The organism is Bacillus sp. RCC_6_1, assembly GCF_041360755.1.
Taxonomy (GTDB): Bacteria; Bacillota; Bacilli; order Bacillales; family Bacillaceae_G; genus Bacillus_A; species Bacillus_A cereus.
The window spans coordinates 482314-499036 of the sequence record NZ_JBFUPV010000001.1; the positions used below are offsets into that span (position 1 = coordinate 482314).

A 16723-nucleotide genomic window follows, 5' to 3' on the forward strand; every position below is an offset into this window, starting at 1 on the left:
TTTTAACGTTATTTATGAACGAACAGCCACTTCTCTAACGAGTGGATTATGTACTTGCACATAAATAGCTTGCTCCAATGGATTACTTAACTCATCGACATCGAAAAATCTCGTTAGTAAATTTGCTTTACACGCTAACTTATCTTCGTCCAATAATTCTCTTAAAAATGTAGAAGGTTCCCGGTTATATGGAAGGAATGATTCAAGTACAGACCTTAATTCCGAGAGAAGAATTTCCTCCTTAATTAATCCTGCTGTGCCAAAACCATTAATGAGGCCAAACATATGATTGAAAATTAAGTAGTAACGAAATCTCTCATCCACAATATAGTCGTCATATAAATTTCCAGTACGTTCTCCAATACCAGCTAATTCATTATTAAGCATCTCTTTCATTGAATTACAGAAATAAAATCCTTGATTATCACGGAAATAATATTTGACCGGATAACCATCTTTTAGCTGAACAACGCTATTTTGCTGATGAGCTTCTAATGCAACACCATACTGTAAATACATCCATACCATTGGCTTTAAAGAAATATTCATATATCGTCTAAACCACTCTAAGCTTACTTCTTCACAGCTTTTACTTTCTAAATCTGCTAGGCGATGAATAATATTCGATAACCGCGTACGCTCCCCAGGTATAGCGTCTTGAACTAGCCCAGCAATTAATGTTGCGTCGTTTGCATGTTCACTATAAAAAGGATTCTCACGAATAATCACTTCAAATCCAGATTCTTGTGTTCCATAATTTAATGTAATAAAGGCTGGATCACAAATAAAATCAAATCCTGGAAATCTTTCTCGTACTTCACCAATAGCCGTATTTAACATTTCCTTCCCTTCAAGACCACTCTCAAGTTCTTTCAGTTTATTAATACGCATTGAATTCGTTACTTTCACCGGAAATGAAAACTTAAGCATATACTTCGAATTGGGATGATATAGCGTCCTTAGTGATGATGTTGCCATATAATACTTACCTACAGGACCAATATACTCAAGCAATTCTTGAATTATCCAATCTTGTACGTAAGCTTGATGCAAGAGCCATTCTGCCTGAAGCGGATGAATTGGAATTAATGCATATTGATCTTCCTTACAGTACTTCGCTATAAATTCCTTACTAACCATCTCATCATTACTTAATTCTTCTTTTATAATCGTTGTTGTAGAATCTGATAATAATGATTTTTCATTTACTATACTTTTATGTGCCCGAAAATAATGAAGCTGACATTCCCCTTTTAATTCTGGAGAATACATTGCACTTTTCCAATCCAATATCCCCTGTCTACTCTTTGGTGTAGGATGAGTTAAATGCCCAAATAATAAAGACTGCTCCGCTTCTATAAAAGTTGTATGGAAACCGTATAATGCGGATGTATCTTCTATTCTCTCTTTTGTAAATTCCTCAATATTTTGACAACTGCGGATAACTCGAAGCATAAGTTCCGCAGGATTCGTTCCTTCTCCGTAGTTGATCGACATCTCTTTTATTAAAAACGTAATAACTGTAACGTAATCTGCTGTAATAACGGAATTACTATCTCCAATTTGATAATAAAATTGTTCTCCAAACAAATGGCGATCTGTTGATGATTTATATATAACTTCTCCATACAAAGTAACGTTCTGTGCCGATAGCCGACAACATAAATATGTGGGGACTGTATCTCTATTCAACGTATTACTGAAGATACTTTTCATTCTTTCATCCTCTGTAATCCATTCTCCACTCCCTGTTTCTCTTAAATAACAGTTTAAAAAGCTTTGTAATGTTGCATGTTCTGCGATTTGTTTCGCATGCTGCATGTTGGTCCTCCTCTTTATATTAAAGCTATCGAAATTTTATATAATAAACGATAATTGAATATCGTTATCAATCCTGATTCTAATTGATAATGATATTCAATTCAAGAGTATATTTCGGAATTTTTTATCAAATTAAATTTTTATTTTTTTCTTTCTTTTCTTTAATCTAGTTAAAAGTACACTAGAAAATTTCTTGCTTTCAAACTAATTACCTACTATTTTTTATTAATCCATTTTTTGATGGATTAATAAAAAGGTACACCAAATGAGGTATACCTTTCCCTATGATATGTTTACATAATATTATTATATGTATAAATCTATATAGCTGTTTGTTTTTGTAACAAATTTAAATCTCTCCAACAATACGCTGTTTCTTCTACCCTTACTCTCTCTAAAAATTTCGTATCAATTTTTTCAGGGTTAAATTTTTCATAAAACTTTTTAGAAGGATTATTCGTAACAACCCAAACTAAAAGTGATTGCATATCATTGTTTATACAATCCGATAATAAAGCTTGAAATAACTTTTGTCCTATTTTCATTCCTTGATACTGTTGTAAAAGGTAGATTGCATATAATTCTCCATCACAATTATATGTACCAGTTCTTTCTACTCCCCCATCGATGAATCCAACTATTTCTCCATTTAAATTCTCTGCTACAAATCTAAATTGATGATTACCTTCTTTTTGAAAAATATCTTCCCATTGTTTTTCTCGTTTCTCATATGCTATATTATCTAGAATTTCGTCAGCAAATATCCCTTTATACGCTGTCTTCCAACTATCAACATGCACCTTTGCTATACCTGGTATATCATCCTTTATTGCTCTTCTAATATGTATTCCCATCATTTCTCCCCCCTTATTACTCATCATTATATCAATTTCATTCCTTAAAAATCCAAATAAAAAAGAGTGAATTTGAACTTCACTCTTTTTTATCACAATTATCTACTTTCCACTTCAACTGAAACTACTCGATCAATCTCTTTCAGGGAACTATATAACTCTGTTGTATATAAATCTTCTGGAGCTAAAATAACCATCTCCAGTTGCTGAAATGCTCCACTATCTATATCTTTAATTTTCACGCGTTTCACATGCATGCCTAAATTTTTAATTTGCTTAAATATACCATCTAACTCATGATGCTCTTTAACAGTAATTTTTATAGATAAATCCTTTTGTCTTAATGAATACGGTCCTGCAATTTTCACAAGTTGCGGAAGTACATTAATCGCTAAAATAATTAAAACCATAGCAACTGTCGCTTGTAAATAAAATCCTGCACCAATTGCGATCCCTAAAGCTGAAGCAGCCCACACCATAGAAGCTGTTGTTAATCCAGAAATAACGTCATTACTTCTTCGTAAAATGACACCTGCGCCAAGAAAACCAATTCCACTAACAATTTGAGCGGCCAGTCGCATCGGATCCATATTTGTATGTCCTGGAACAGAATATACATGCACAGATTCAATTGAAACCATCGTAATTAAACAACTTGCTACAGAAATAACCATACTTGTTTTCACACCCAGTGGTTTATTCTTTAGCTGCCTATCTATCCCGATGAATAATCCTAAAAAGAGTGCTAAACCTAATTTGAGTAAAAATTCATATGACATATTCCCATTCTCCTTACTTTACAATGTTTCCCTTAGAATAACTCACTATAACTCTTTTATGATATCAATTCCAGTCTTTTCTATTCATTTAACGTAAAAAACCGAAAAAACATTTATAACGATGTTTCTCCGGCTTTTTATTACACTTTAGATTCTTCTTTATTTCTGATCTTTAATCTTAATTTCTGCATCTTTGTAGAATGCTAATTTACTGTCATTATACTCTTTTGTAAATTTGTTAAACTGCTCTTTCGACTTTTGTGCTTCCACATTTAATTCATTAACAGTTTTAACTTTTTCACCGATTTCTTTTAATTTCGTTTCTTTTACTTTTAATTTTTCATACAGTTCTTTTTCAGTCGCTAACACTTTCGTGTAATTTTCATTCATCTTTTGGAATGCATCATAACGATTCTTATACGACTCTTCTACTGCTTTTGCTTGTTTTTGTAACTTCTTATCTTCAATCTTCTCTATATTACTTTGAACAGATTTCGTTTCCTTCTGTGCTTTTTCTAGCATTTCTTTCTCACTTTTCAATACTTTTTCACGATCATCTACATTTGCAGTAGCTTGCTCTATTTTCTTCACAACTGCTTCATTATGATCTTTACCTTCTTGCAAAATTTGAGCATATAATTCTTGCCCTTGTTTCTCTAACTGCTCTAATTTTTTTGCTTCATCCACTAAAGATTTTTCTTGTGTTGCTGCTGTTTCAAAAGCTGTATATAGATTTTCTTCTGGCTTTTCACCGAAACAACCTGTTAAAAGTCCTACTGATAATGCTCCAACTACTGCTACTTTTCCATACTTCAACGTTCATTCCTCCATTACATACGGTTATCATGCCAGAAGTTCACTGGGAAGTGACTTTCTTCATGATAAGCTTCGAACTCATAACCTTTTTCTTTTAGCCCTTTTAAAATTGCTGGCACAGCAGCAACTGATTGCGGGTGAATATCATGCATTAAAATTACTTCTTGTGGTTTTGTTGCGTTTGTTAATACATTTTGAGCAATTTGTGCTGCAGCTGCATCAACTGGCATTTTATTGTATCTCCAATCTAATGAATCAATTGTCCAATCCCATACTTTAAATCCGCCTTCTACCACTTTATTTCGAAGACCTTCATTTAATCCAGGCATCGAACCATATGGAGGACGTGTTAATTTAGGTGATTTCCCAATAATATTAGCGATTAAACCTTGATCTTCTTTCATCTCATTTACATACTCGCCATTTTTATATAACTTTGCGAAATTATGTGTCATACTATGCATGCCTACATAATGACCCTCAGCATTTTCACGTTTCACTAAATCAGGAAATTCTTTTACATTCGCTCCAATTAAAAAGAACGTCGCCTTCGCATCATGTTGTTTTAGCGTATTTAATAATTCAGCCGTATATTTCCCTGGCCCATCGTCAAATGTAAGATAAGCAACTTTTCTTTCTTTTCCATTAAAACGACTTGGTGCCGTTTTATTCATTTCAACTTTCGGCTGTTCACTTGCAAGCTGCACTACATTTTCTTGTTTCGCAACAGCTTTTGCTGGTGAAGTAATTGATTGAAACATGTAATACCCAATAGCTACTGCGGCAATCGCTATTAAAACGACTACTATTTGTTTAATTTTTAAAGCTTTTTCCATTCTATCGAATTCCTCTCCCTATTAATCTTATATATAAATCGCCCAATATAATTATACATCTATTTATTTTTATTTCACCATATAAATAGATTTTATTTGTATTATAATGGGAGTTTTATCAAAATTGTTGTTCCTATTCCTTCTTTGCTTGTAACACTAAGCGCACCGCCATGAAGCTCTACCATTTTTTTAACGATAGCTAAACCAATACCTGCACCTGCAGCATGATTATTAATTTGGTAAAATGATTGCTCAATATATGGTAAATGTTCTTTAGCAATTCCAATCCCTTCGTCTCTTACCTTAATCACTGCTTGTCCTTCTATTTTAGTCGCTTCAATGTGTATTGTGCTTTTTTCATGTGAATACTTAATTGCATTTTGAACAATATTCAAGAAAACTTGCTTTAGCCTATTTCGATCTCCCATCAATTCAATTCGGTCTATAGTAGTAATAAATTGAATTTCCTTCTCTTCCGATTTAGGAGTTAATTGCCAAATCGTCTCCTCTAGTATATCGTACAATTGCACCTTTTGTTTATATAAATTAAAATGATTTGATTGTAATCTTGAAAAATCTAGCAATTCTTCTACTAAATGAATCAACCTATCTGTCTCACCTGAAATAATGCCCATACCTTGCTTTATTTCTTCTTCTGTTAAATGATCTACTGTTTTTAACGTCTCACTCCAACCTTTAATTCCTGTTAAAGGCGTTCGTATTTCGTGCGAAATAGAAGCAATGAATTCATTTTTCATCTGCTCAGCCTTATCTATTTTATAGGCCATATAATTTAAACTATGTGCCAAGTCACCTAATTCTCCAGGATAATCTTCTTTAATTTTTTGCTTTAATGTGCCTTCTGCAATTTGTGAAGAGGCTTGAATAATGGATTCAATTGGCTCAACAAATGAATTTGCCAAACGTCTACTAATTAAGAAGGCAACTCCTGAAATAACAATACCTACAGAAATAGTAAACGTAATAATTTCAATAATCTTTTTATTTACATTTGTTAAAGCAGTCGTGTATTTTAAAACACCAATAGTTTGTCCTTGATGTATAAGTGGGCTTAGCACCTCTAGTTGTTTTTTATTACCTTTCGTAGTAACTTGATTATACATTTCACCTTCTAATAATGATTGTGGAATATTCACTTTACCTTCTACCTTTTCACCACTTGAAGATTGTATAACCGAGCCGTGACGATCAATTAACTGTAATTCTGTTCCTTCTAATTGAAAGCTACTAATTATGTCACCACTATATTCTTGTAATCGAATAAAGTATAGTGAATTGTATTCTGAAAAAAAACGTGTACTCGTTTTCGCATGAGACTCTATATATTGCACAATACCATTATAATAGTATCGATAAATTGAAACTGAAAATACAACTTCAAATAATACAAGCATAAGTGTAATGACCGTCATAAAATATAGAGTCACTTTCCGTTTCATCTTATACTTTCCTTCCACACATATCCTTTTCCCCACACCGTAAGAATAAATTCAGGTTCTGATGGATTACATTCTATTTTTTGACGTAACCGTCTCATATTTACATCTACTACTTTCGTTTCACCTACGTAATTGGTTCCCCAAATCATATTTAAAATTTCATCACGCGAAACTGGCTTTGAAGCCTGATTCATTAAATACTGTAATATCATATACTCTGTAGGTGTTAAATCGACTAATTGTCCATCTTTATACAATCTTTCTTCTATAATATTTAACGAAAATGGACCTGACGTAACAATATTCGTTTTTTCTTCATGTACTTCTATTCTTCTTAATAAAGACTGTATACGTGCAGTTAATACTACTGGACTAAACGGTTTTGCAATATAATCATCTGCCCCTATTCCTAGTCCTTGCACCTTATCTTCATCTTGTACACGTGCGGTTAACATAATAATACCCATTTTTTCATTTTCTTTCCTGATAGCCTTACAAACTTCTAAACCATCAATTCCCGGTAACATAACATCCAGCAGTGCTATATCAACAGTTTGTTCACTCAAAATCTGTAACGCTTCTTCTCCAGTAGTAGCTTCTATTACATAAAATCCAGCACGTTTTAAATTTAAAACAATAAAGCTACGGATTGTTAATTCATCTTCTAAAACTAAAATTTTTGACATAATTCCCACCTCCTACTCTTGTTGATAATCCGCTAGCGGTTTTATATATTCTTTCACTTTTTCAAATTTCGATTGCTTCGGTACTGCATATACGTGAGAAGCTGTTTTAATTGCTGCGCTGTAGCCTTTTATATTGAACCATTCTTTCCGCTTAAAAATATGAACTTCAAGCCATATTTCATTTGTTCTTGTATCCAAAAACTTTTGAGAATTTGATTCTTTTTGCTGATCTGGTATTGTAATTTTCCCTATTAACTCTTTAGGAATTTTCACATAATATCCTTTTTCTATATCTATATATCGTTCTTCAATTGGTTTAATTCCAGATTCACTCCACTGTATGTAACGTTCAAAAAGCGGACTATCGCCATGTGATTTATCCTCCCAACCTTTTGGACGTACAGTACGAACAAATTCAATAATGCCGTCTTCATTAACATCTTTACTTTCTACAACATATTCATTAAATAAATCTTCTTTCCCATCTATAGGTAATACTTCATAATGATCCTGATCAAATTTTGCTACATAAGTTATACCTGAATGAGCGCCAACTCCTGCATCAATTACTACCGCCTTTAGTGATTTAGATATACGACCCATTTGTATTCTTTGAATACTATTTATAAATGGATCGTATGACACTTCAGATAAAGTCTTAAATTGTTCCATGAACTCAACTGTCAGCTTCTCATCTTTTTCAAATGTAACAAGGCTTATATCTTTCAGTCCATTTTCATTTAGATCCTCTATGAATAACTTCGTATAACTTCGATTATATATTTCCTTCATCTCTTCATTTTCTTCCGAAAAAACATACATAACATGTTCTAACGATTCACGATTTACAGAGATTCCGATTAACAACTCTCTCTTCCCGTTCCCTGTAAAATCACCGACTTCAACGATATCTACATCTCCTCCATCAAATTTATGTGTGGACTTTATTCTCCAGCCATTTCCGATTTCTTCATATACGGCTAAATATACGCTATGATCTTCATTCGGCAATTTATAAAATAAGATGGCTTCTTTCTTATTATCTTGTTTAAAATTCATTGACCAAATCATCTGTTTATCTTTGTTAGACATTGGAGTAAGTAAGCGATAATTAACAGGTAAATCTTTATCAATTTGTTCCTTTAATTCATTAATCCATTTTTCATTTGTAGGAGCTTCCATTAGACTTGTTGGAGCCTCAGACATTTTACATCCAGTCAATATAAAGATAATTCCCATCATGCTTAACCATTTCTGCATATGATATCTTTCCTTACCACAAATTTTGAATATGTCCTTTTACTTTTTTACCTATCCATTATACTCATACATATGAGTATAATTTTTCTAAACTAAAAAATCGTTACAGAAAAGTTACAAATACATTCCCATAAAAAAAGATTGGCAAAAGCCAATCTTTTTTTATTATTCGTTTCGGACTGATTTTGGCGTTACACCTAAATGATCATTTAATTTTTTGGAAATGTCTTTTACATTTTTTTCATTTGGAATGTAATAATAAATACCACCGATACGTTTATCTGTACCTTCTATTTGCATTTTTTCCATTTCCAAATTAGATCCTGCCATATTTTTTGTAATGGCCAGCATATCGTCAAATGTTAAGTTCGTTTTCATATTTTTATCAACCGCATCCAGTAAAGAGCCCATTTTGCTAATTGATTGAACAGACATCGCTTTTTTAGCAATTGCTTCTATTACAAGTTGCTGTCTCTGTCCACGCATTGCGTCACTATCAATTTTACGCGTTCTTGCAAGTGCAAGTGCTTGTTCTCCATTTAAATGTTGGTAACCTTTTTCTAAATGGATCATACCAGCTTGGTCTTTACTATCTTGTTCAGTGAAAGTAACTGGTACATCAATATCAATACCACCAATTGAATCGACAATTTGTACGAATGATTCAAAGTTAAACTTCACATAATAATCAACAGGGACATTTAAAAATCTTTCCACCGTATCACGTGTGCTTTCTACGCCACCAAATACGTGAGCATGAGTAATTTTATCTAATTTTTTTCTAGTTGGAATGTAAACACGTGAATCACGTGGAATACTTACTAGCTTAACAGACTTATCATCTTTATTAATTGTTGCTAATAAAAGTGCATCTGTTCGAACTGCTTCGCCATATTGGCTTTTTCTCATTTCACTTCCATCTACACCCATGATTAATATTGAAATATTATCCTTTAAAGGTTCAACTTCTTTATCACGCTTTGATGACTTATCAATTTTTGCATACGCATCATTTACAACAGCTTTTGCTTTATTATATATAAACGAACCATATCCTACTCCTCCAAAAATAAGTAGGAAAAATGGAATTAATATGAACCATTTTATTGACTTTCTTTTAGAACGCTTTTTATTACTTCTCGTATTTTGTTCTAATTCAGAGCTCATACCCATTCGCCTCTCTTTCTCTTTACCAAGTATAATGTAAGTCTATTTATCTTCATATTGAATTTCCTTTCACTAACCTTACAATTTTGTAAGGTTACTACTTAAACCCAATACGTATTCCATTTCACATTATACTCTCGTACTTATTTTTGGCAAGTCACTATTTACCAATTTCAAAAATTTAACACTTCGCAACATACGGATTTACAAATTTATTAACTCTTTCATTTTAAATTAGAATGTCTTTTTCCTAACAAACGATATGAATAAAGAATCCAGCTAATTATAAAATCTCTATGAATACAGTATATTTAACTTTATTATTTCTCAAACGGCGTATACACACTTTTCTTCCCCTGATTATCAATGTAAGCCGACTTTGCTTTTATTTTCGTTTTTTCTACTTCCATGTCTTCATTTGAGAAGTTCACAATGATTTTAATATCTTTTCCATAAGAAACAGATTGTACTAGCTTATCTTCTGACAAATACGCAAAATTCGTCATCTCTTCTTTTACTGCTTTTTCATGAACTTCATTCCAAACTTTTAGATGCTCTGTAATTTCTTTTTTATGCTTATTCCACTCTACTTCATCTAAATGGTACAACGGAGGAACATTATACAATAATTCAGACAGCATTCGATTTCCAACTTCATCTTTTACCTTTAAACTTCCCCATTCCCAATGATGCGTTGTAATAACGGAATCATTGTATACTAATTTATATAATGGTACCGAATATACTGGGTTTAAATATACTTGTTTATATTCTTCTTTCAATGGTACTTGTTTTGCATATTTTTCAGGCACATTTTGATTTGGTGACCAATATCCACCGACATAATACGGACTTGTTTTATTTTTCCGCATATCTTCATCGTCCCATTTAATAACAGGTGTTTCAATTCCGTGTGCAAATGCAATCGTACTACTAGCAAAATCATTTCCGCCTTCAGAACCAACGACCATACCCTTTTCTTGCGCAATGTAGTCCATTCGTTTTAAACGTGCTTTTAAATCTTGCTCTTGCGTCGTTATATGTTTCGCTGAATAGTCATCGTAAATTTCACCTGTCGCATCACAATCAATAAACCATGAATTATATTTAGGACCATTTTGTAATATATCATTCATGCGTTCCTTTACACTAGGCAGCGATAAAGTCGGATTTAACTTGCGACCTCTTCCTAAAAAGCCTTGCACCTTTTCTCCGTTTTTCTTCGTTACAGTAGCCTCTTCGTATAATGACGGGTCATTAAAGGATGCTGTGTTCCAATTTTCATCACTTTTTTCGTGAATGGAATGATACGAATCATACGGACCAACTAAATACCCCATTTCCTTAGCTTTTGTCACGAAATTAGGTTGCATAAATCCTTGTTCCCAGTTCGGCAGACCAATCCACGCTTTTTCTATTCCTGCCTCTTTCATTTCCTTTAATATATCCGTTCCATCTGCATTACCCCATTTACTTACCTCTTCAACCGCATCACCAAGTAGCGACTTTAATAAATGCTTATTTAAGCTATACAATTCTGTATTCGTTAAGTGACCTACACCTTTCTTTAATAGCACACTAGCTTCCTGATTAACGTTTTGAAAAATATCCTCTTTATAAAATTCCTTCATCGATAATACTTCGTTTATATAACGTAAAATAACATTTTTTTGATACTTATCAATGAAATCTTGTTTACTTACTTGATCCAATACATTCAGTTCCCCAGGCTCGGAACTATTCTTTTGAATAAGTTCTTTTATATGACTAAACAGCGGGCTATTTATTTGCTCCCTTAGTTTTGGCCAATTTATATTATTTTCTAATAAACCATTTTGATTCCAAAAATAAAAATGCGCCGCTCCATATAACTTTTCGATTTCTTTATTTTTTCTAGCCTTTTCTTGTAATGTTTTAAATTCACCTTTTCGAACAATATCATCCTTATACAGTTTAGCAATGCTTACCGCATCATTATTTGTCACATATAATTGAAATCCATATGTTTTATTTTTATTTATGCTCGGAAATTCATGTGTAAAATCAAATCCTATTTTCGGATCCGAATGAAATTTCAATTCATTATTAAACATATTCGTTGCAATATATACAATTGAATATTTCGAACCATTTAATGCGAAAAACTTCATAGAAAATGATTCAGCAAATGAATATGCATCATCCTTTAAAAACTTCTTCCAATTCTCATCATTGCTCGGAATTTGCTTACCCTCCCATAACGGAAGTGTATAATTTTCAGCTTCTACTTTCGGCCATGTAAAGCTTTCTGCACCAGTCGATTCCACTTCAATGTTTAAGTGGTCTTTTTTCTTTTCTAATTTTATTTTTACTTTTTGATCTGGATATTCCCACGATGTACGATCCTTTTCTTTTTTTACATTCGATACCTTCATTTTCGGTAGGGGTTGTGATGCCTGTTCCTTTACCCCCTCATGTTCTACAGTTAATGTGAATGTTTCTGGATTTACATCATAAGTAAAATCTTTATACGTCGCTTTCTTTATTTTAGACTCTTGTACAGCATTACTACCTTTTACGTCACAACCGACTAAAGTCGAAAACGACATAGTTGTAAGAAGACATATCGCTATCATTTTTTTCATCCTCTGCACCTCCACCAATGAATATACAGATGCTTTGTTACAGGAATGTGGCAAAAAATAATAGAGCTAGCATTTTGCTAGCTCTGTTTGGAGTATTAAAAGTTGATATGAACAACTATAATTCGCTTAGAAGATATGTAATACAGTAACTGCATTTTTTCTCAACAATTATGAAACTAAACAAATCAAAATTTTAACAAGCATTCTTCAACTGAAAAAATAAGTGTATACAATGTATCCTAAAAGTAGTACTAAAATGATTATTCCTGTACCTTTCCAATTCATACCGCCTGCTATATCAACTGGACTACCCGTTTCCGCTCTATTGAGTCCGTCACGTAAAGAACCCGTAGGATTACTTTTTAATTCACTTTGTCTCATACGCTCTCTTTTTTCTTCTGGTGACTCTTTATTCATTTAATCACCTCCAAAATGAATGCACTCTTTACTTCCATTATTCAAAATCAACATTTGTTTTATATTTTTCCGAAAAAACCTAATTTAAAATAGGTTTGCAACGTAAAGAAAGCTAGCCATGCCAGCTTTCTTTACGATCCAATATGCTCTTCCTTATTTACAATAATACCTTTATGGTCGATTTCAAGCTCACATACTTTCATATCTGTAAATACTCTCGCTAATTGCTCAGCGATTTCTTGACGTTTCTCATATGGTGTTAATATAAAAATAGATGGTCCCGCACCGCTAAGTGCTGTGCCGTACGCACCAAATTCTTTTGCGCATTTACGAATAGATGGTAATAACGGTACGAGTTCTAAACGATATGGCTCGTGAAAATGGTCTCTCTCCATCATTTCACCTACAACTTCCCACCGCTTTTGACATAATGCAGCTACTAATACGTTACTTATCGCACTAGCTTTAACTGCCTCATGAAACGGAAACATCTTTGGTAATACAGATCGACTTTCATCTGTATTTAATTCTGCATTCGGAATGAGAGAAATTACACCCAATTCCTTGCTCTCAATTCTTACGACGGAAACATCCTTTCCATCAAGTGCTCCAATTACAGTTCCACCTAATATAGAAGCAGCAACATTATCAGGATGTCCTTCAAAATTTGTAGCAATTTGAACTTTTTGATCAGCAGTTAAGTTCAAATTGCCTAGTTGATTCGCAAGCTCTATCCCAGCTACAATCGCTGATGCACTACTTCCTAGCCCTCTCGTTAATGGGATATTACTAGTAACTTCTATTATATGGGGTGATATAGAAGGACATACTTTACATGCCGTGCTAACGATTAAATTTTTATCGTCTGTCGGAATTGATTCTGCAAAGGAATGGATTACTTGCCATTTATCAGCTTTTTCTTTAACCACCACACCTAAATACAATGACAAAGCTATTCCAACTGAATCAAATCCAGGACCAACATTCGCCGTACTAGCAGGGACACGAACGCTAAATGGTATCACGACATAATCACCCCTTTAATATGATCTTTAATTTGTTCTATATCATTTGACACACTTGCGATGTCTAGTTGATTTGAAGAAATAGCGATATCAGGATCCTTCAAACCATTTCCAGTTAATACCGCAACAACTGTTTCTCCCTTTTTGATTTTCCCAGATTGAACATGTTTAATTACGCCGGCTAATGAAGCATTTGATCCTGGTTCAGCGAAAACTCCTTCAGTTTTTGCTAATAACCTATACGCATGTAAAATTTCTTCATCTGATACCATATCTATTTCACCACGAGACTGCTCGGCAGCCTCTACTGCATACGACCAACTTGCTGGGTTACCGATGCGAATCGCTGTTGCAATTGTTTCAGGCTCTTCAATTACATGCCCTTTTACAATTGCAGCTGCTCCTTCCGCTTCAAAGCCATGAATTCTTGGCTTTTTATAACCTTTTTCTTTCTCATATTCACAGAAGCCTTTCCAATACGCTGTAATATTCCCTGCATTCCCAACAGGGATAGCTAGAACATCTGGTGCATTTTGCAATTGGTCACAAATTTCAAACGCTGCTGTTTTTTGCCCTTCAATTCGATAAGGATTTACTGAGTTTACTAACGTAATCGGCTCTTCTGCAGCAATATTTCTTACAGCCTTAAGCGCATCATCGAAATTCCCTTCTATTGAAATAATTTCAGCTCCATAAGCGACCGCTTGCGCTAATTTTCCATGTGCAATCTTTCCTTCTGGTATTACGATAATGCATTTCATCCCAAGACGTGCTGCATATGCTGCAGCTGACGCTGATGTATTACCTGTTGATGCACAAATGATTGCTTCTGAACCTTCTTCTTTCGCCTTAGCAACTGCCATGACCATACCACGATCTTTAAAAGAACCTGTCGGATTCGCTCCTTCGTACTTACCATATAGCTGAATCCCTAATTGTTTTGATATATTTAATAATGGAATAAGTGGTGTGTTTCCTTCCATTAAGCTGACATCAGGTGTATTTTCATTCACCGGTAAATAAGACGCATATTGTTTTAATAGTCCTTTATACATATTGTTTTTCCTCCTCAATAATGTAGTAACTGTTTATTTCACTTGCGACAGCTTCTATCGCTTCTAAAACTCGTTCAAATTGATACTTGGAAGTTCGATGTGTCACAACAACGACTTCTGCCAGTTCACGGTTTAAAGGTAATTGAATAACCTCTTTTAAACTTACAGAATAATTAACGAAACATTCTGTTATTTTTTGTAACATCCCAGGCTCATCTTGTAATGAAATGCGTAAGAAATATTTCGAAACTACTTCTTCATCACCTTGTAATTCATAAGGAACTGGTTCTTTTAACGCACTTTTATTTTTCGGAACTTGATTCATATTTTTAACGATTGAAATAATATCACTTACTACAGCAGAACCAGTCGGTAACTTCCCAGCTCCGGGTCCATAAAACATCACTTCTCCTACCGCTTGGCCATGGACATACACCGCATTAAATTCATTATTCACATTTGATAATGGATGCTGGCTCGGTAAAAGCGTCGGTTCTACACTTAAATGAATGGCTGGTCCTTGTTTTTCAGCTTTACCAATTAACTTCATAGTAAATCCTAACTTTTCAGCCATTTGTAAATCTTCTTTTTCGACCTTTCGAATCCCTCTTACTTGCACATCATCTAATGAAACATTCATCGAAAAACCTAAGTTTGCAAGAATTGCTACTTTTCTCGCCGCATCTAGTCCATCTACATCTGCTGTCGGATCCGATTCTGCAAAGCCTAATTTTTGTGCTTCCTGTAAAGCCTCTTCATAAGACCATCCATTTTGACTCATTTTTGTTAACATATAATTTGTTGTACCATTTACAATTCCCATTATTTTTTCAATTTGATCTGATGCTAACCCATCAGTTAGTCCTCTTAACACTGGAATACCGCCCGCTACACTCGCTTCGTAACATAAATCACAATCATTATCGTTCGCCAGTTGAAGAAGCTCTGCACCATATACAGCCATTAAATCTTTATTTGCTGTTACGACATGTTTTTTATTTCGTAAAGCCTTAACAATATGCTGTTTTGCTTCTTCAATTCCGCCCATTACCTCTACTACAATATCAATATTTGAATCATTTAGAACTTCATCTGCATGACTTGTTACTGCAATTCCATCAATACAAACATCGCGTTCTTTTTCCAAATCACGTACAACGACTGTTTTCACTTTCACTTCGTATCCTGTATCAAGTGCGATTTTTTTATAATGTTCTTTCAAAATATGAACAACACCACTTCCGACCGTACCTAAACCTAATACCCCAACATTTATAACGTTATTCATCTTCTAATCTCCTCCTAAAAGTTTAATTGTTACATCTATAAATCACCTTACTCTGCTTTTTTGTCATGCAGGTGGTGGTTATTTCCGTACTTATAAATCGTTTCATATTACCGCACCTCCTTTCAAAGTAAAAAAACACACCCATCCCTAGGAAAGGGACGAATGTGTTTTCGTGGTTCCACCCTTGTTCCAATCTAGACGTATTTCCTCCTAGATTGCTCAAGTTCAGATAACGGCTGATACCGCCAATAATTACTAGATTACTCGTTCACTATTGAAGTTCAAAGGTGGTAAAATCATTTCTCGTGTTAGGAAGCTCACACCCTTGGCTTCCCTCTCTGTAAACCGTAAAAATGATTTCGTGTCCTTATCGTTACTTTTTCGTTCATGTTTATTTGTTAACTCATTATACTCGCATAAAAAACAAAATCAATACTATTTTTTAATTATTTTAAATTTTCAATCTCTTATACCATAAAAAACACACTCATCCCTAGGAAAGGGACGAATGTGTTTTCGTGGTTCCACCCTTGTTCCAATCTAGACGTATCTCCTTCTAGATTGCTCAAGTTCAGATAACGGCTGATACCGCCAATAATTACTAGATTACTCGTTCACTATTGAAGTTCAAAGGT

14 protein-coding genes and 1 other annotated feature are annotated in these 16723 nt (G+C 33.8%); all 14 genes read right to left on the reverse strand.

The features are described 5' to 3' along the window. Positions 1–12: 12 nt before the first annotated feature. On the reverse strand, positions 13–1821 hold the full coding sequence (locus AB6801_RS02425) for an IucA/IucC family protein (protein WP_001163356.1): 1809 nt from the start codon (positions 1819–1821) through the stop codon (positions 13–15). Between the two features lie 320 nt (positions 1822–2141). Next, positions 2142–2678: a GNAT family N-acetyltransferase gene (locus AB6801_RS02430; RefSeq protein WP_033667347.1), complete on the reverse strand. Its 537-nt coding sequence runs from the start codon at positions 2676–2678 to the stop codon at positions 2142–2144. Positions 2679–2773: 95 nt separating this feature from the next. After that, entirely contained in the window at positions 2774–3454 is a 681-nt protein-coding gene (locus AB6801_RS02435; RefSeq protein WP_000119510.1) for an MgtC/SapB family protein, read from the reverse strand. Positions 3455–3613: 159 nt separating this feature from the next. Further along, positions 3614–4270, reverse strand: coding sequence for a YkyA family protein (locus tag AB6801_RS02440; RefSeq protein WP_000873565.1), 657 nt, complete (start codon positions 4268–4270; stop codon positions 3614–3616). 14 nt (positions 4271–4284) lie between these two features. Next, on the reverse strand, positions 4285–5106 hold the full coding sequence (locus AB6801_RS02445) for a peptidoglycan-N-acetylglucosamine deacetylase (RefSeq protein ID WP_000409484.1): 822 nt from the start codon (positions 5104–5106) through the stop codon (positions 4285–4287). Positions 5107–5207: 101 nt separating this feature from the next. Then, on the reverse strand, positions 5208–6566 hold the full coding sequence (locus AB6801_RS02450; protein WP_097999034.1) for a sensor histidine kinase: 1359 nt from the start codon (positions 6564–6566) through the stop codon (positions 5208–5210). After that, positions 6563–7252 (reverse strand): response regulator transcription factor, encoded by a 690-nt coding sequence (locus AB6801_RS02455; RefSeq protein ID WP_000036068.1) that lies wholly within the window; start codon positions 7250–7252, stop codon positions 6563–6565. Before AB6801_RS02455 ends, AB6801_RS02450 begins: the two co-directional genes overlap by 4 nt. 12 nt (positions 7253–7264) lie before the next feature. Further along, on the reverse strand, positions 7265–8512 hold the full coding sequence (locus tag AB6801_RS02460) for a hypothetical protein (protein ID WP_001174863.1): 1248 nt from the start codon (positions 8510–8512) through the stop codon (positions 7265–7267). Positions 8513–8677: 165 nt separating this feature from the next. Beyond that, positions 8678–9679 carry an LCP family protein gene (locus AB6801_RS02465; protein ID WP_001987131.1) on the reverse strand — a complete coding sequence of 334 codons (1002 nt, stop codon included), beginning with the start codon at positions 9677–9679 and terminating at the stop codon, positions 8678–8680. Positions 9680–9999: 320 nt separating this feature from the next. Beyond that, positions 10000–12303 (reverse strand): glycoside hydrolase, encoded by a 2304-nt coding sequence (locus AB6801_RS02470; protein ID WP_097999033.1) that lies wholly within the window; start codon positions 12301–12303, stop codon positions 10000–10002. A gap of 207 nt (positions 12304–12510) precedes the next feature. Further along, on the reverse strand, positions 12511–12720 hold the full coding sequence (locus AB6801_RS02475; RefSeq protein WP_001031483.1) for a DUF6366 family protein: 210 nt from the start codon (positions 12718–12720) through the stop codon (positions 12511–12513). Positions 12721–12851: 131 nt separating this feature from the next. Beyond that, positions 12852–13745, reverse strand: a complete 894-nt coding sequence (gene thrB / locus AB6801_RS02480; protein ID WP_097999032.1) for a homoserine kinase — start codon at positions 13743–13745, stop codon at positions 12852–12854. Further along, positions 13742–14800: a threonine synthase gene (thrC, locus tag AB6801_RS02485; RefSeq protein ID WP_000276439.1), complete on the reverse strand. Its 1059-nt coding sequence runs from the start codon at positions 14798–14800 to the stop codon at positions 13742–13744. Before thrC ends, thrB begins: the two co-directional genes overlap by 4 nt. Continuing rightward, on the reverse strand, positions 14793–16088 hold the full coding sequence (locus AB6801_RS02490; protein WP_001066899.1) for a homoserine dehydrogenase: 1296 nt from the start codon (positions 16086–16088) through the stop codon (positions 14793–14795). The genes thrC and AB6801_RS02490 overlap by 8 nt, the downstream gene beginning before the upstream one ends. 151 nt (positions 16089–16239) lie before the next feature. Beyond that, positions 16240–16471 (reverse strand) — a binding site (T-box leader). Positions 16472–16723: the final 252 nt, after the last annotated feature.